Annotated in this window: 1 protein-coding gene and 1 pseudogene; both read right to left on the reverse strand. The window is 64.0% G+C overall.

What is annotated here, in order from left to right:
• Positions 1-89: 89 nt before the first annotated feature.
• Positions 90-922, reverse strand: a pseudogene (locus tag GGQ96_RS21050) (IS3 family transposase); the annotation flags it as partial.
• 88 nt (positions 923-1,010) lie between these two features.
• On the reverse strand, positions 1,011-1,655 hold the full coding sequence (locus tag GGQ96_RS21055) for a recombinase family protein (RefSeq protein ID WP_184117190.1): 645 nt from the start codon (positions 1,653-1,655) through the stop codon (positions 1,011-1,013).
• Positions 1,656-1,849: the final 194 nt, after the last annotated feature.

Genomic DNA, 1,849 nt, shown 5'->3' on the forward strand with positions numbered 1-1,849 from the left:
CATCTGGCTCAGATTGCATGCCGCGCCGATGATTGTCGGCGCATGGATATCTGCTGGCCAAAACCCGCCGCTGCTTCCCGACATAGGACGTTGTCCGACCTGATGTGCGCTGGCGGACCGCGTTCGACGAACAGGTCGGCCAACGCGGCCAGCACGTCTTCGTGGCGCAGCTGACGTGCCACGACTAGTGCCAGGCACTCGCGACTGGCCTCGTCGATGATGGTCAGGATGCGGAACTTGCGCCCATCGTGGGTACGCTCCTCGACGAAATCATAGGCCCAGACATGCCCCGGATACTCTGGTCGAAGTCGGATGCAGGAGCCGTCATTGAGCCAGAGCCGGCCGCGTTTCGGTTGGCGCTGCGGCACTTTCAGCCCCTCACGCCGCCAGATCCGCTCGACCCGCTTGTGGTTCACCGACCAGCCCGCCGCGTGCAGCAGCGCGGTCACCCGGCGGTAGCCGTAGCGCCCGTACTGCTTCGCCAGCGCGACGACGTCGTCGGTGAGCGCCTGCTCATCATCTGCCCCGCACGGCACTTTGCGCTGCGTTGACCGGTGCTGGCCAAGCACGCGGCATACCCGCCGCTCCGACACGTCCAGCACCTCCCGGACCTGGTCGATGCAGCGCCGGCGCCGTGCGGGGCTCAGAAGTTTCCCTTCGCCGCCTCCTGCAGGATGAGCTTGTCCAGCGTCAGATCCGAAATCGCACGCCGCAGCCGGGCGTTCTCCTTCTCCAGATCCTTCATCCGACGCGCCTGGTCCGTCTTCAGGCCACCATATTCCTTGCGCCAGCGATAGTAGGTCTGCTCGCTGACCGCGATCCGCCGGCACGCTTCGGCGGTCGTGCCGCCTTGGCCCAGCACGATCTCCACCTCACGCAGCTTGCCGATGATCTCCTCCGGCTTGTGCTTCTTCGCAGGCATTCTTCGTCCCTTCCCTGGTCCAGACTGTCATAGTCGATGGACCACTCAGAAGGGGGCAGCTCAGCCGGGGGGGGGCGCCCGTCCTTACTCAATCAGCCATCCCGGCGTCCGGCTCGGCTTTAAGCAGCCGGCGATCTCGAGCGATCTTTGCCAGCAAGGTGCGGCTGCATCCGGTCGCCTCCATGATTTCCCGCCAGCTGCGCCCGTCGCTCAGCAGGGATGAGATTGCGGCGTTGCGGGCTTTGTTCGCGGGGCGGCCTTTATAAAGCCCGGCCGCCTTCGCCTTGGCGGTTCCCTCGGCCTGGCGGCGACGCCGATCCTCATAGTCCTTGCGTGCGACCGCCGCGAGGACATCTAGCATCATGGCGTTGACCGCCGCGAACATGCGGGCAGTGAACTCATCAGCCGGCGCCGTCAGACTCCACGATGTTGGGAGGTCAAGGGCAACGACGCGGACCTCCTTCGCGTCGATCAAGCCGCGCAGTCGCTGCCAGTCTGTGGAGGTGAGGCGAGACAGCCGGTCTACCTGCTCCACCAGCAGCACGTCACCAGGCTCACAGTCGGCCAGCAGGCGGAACAGCTCAGGCCGATGCAGCTTAGCCCCACTCTCATTTTCAATGTAGCGCGCGGCGATCCTTAAACCTCGCTCCACAGCGAAGGCATCCAGAGCTCCGCGTGCGCGTGACGCATCCTGTTCGGAGGTGGAGGCGCGGAGGTAAGCTCGAATGAACATGCTGCGGTCTTCGATACGTGGTCCTTGTTTGTCCAGTCCTTTTTACGTCGTCGGATGGCGTATAAAGCACCAGCCTCTTGCTGGTCCTCGAAAGGTATCGACGTGCTCCCCTGGAATGTGACCGCGATGAGGTAGAGTCCGCCTCGACAGGAGAAGGACAGATGAAGCGGAGCAGGTTTTCGGACGAGCAGATC

Origin of the sequence: Sphingomonas abaci (assembly GCF_014199625.1) — a bacterium.
Lineage (GTDB): Bacteria > Pseudomonadota > Alphaproteobacteria > Sphingomonadales > Sphingomonadaceae > Sphingomonas > Sphingomonas abaci.

Excerpts from the sequence above, each read along its gene's own strand:
- GGQ96_RS21055 (WP_184117190.1), bottom strand. The coding sequence starts at position 1,655 with ATGTTCATTCGAGCTTACCTCCGCGCCTCCACCTCCGAACAGGATGCG.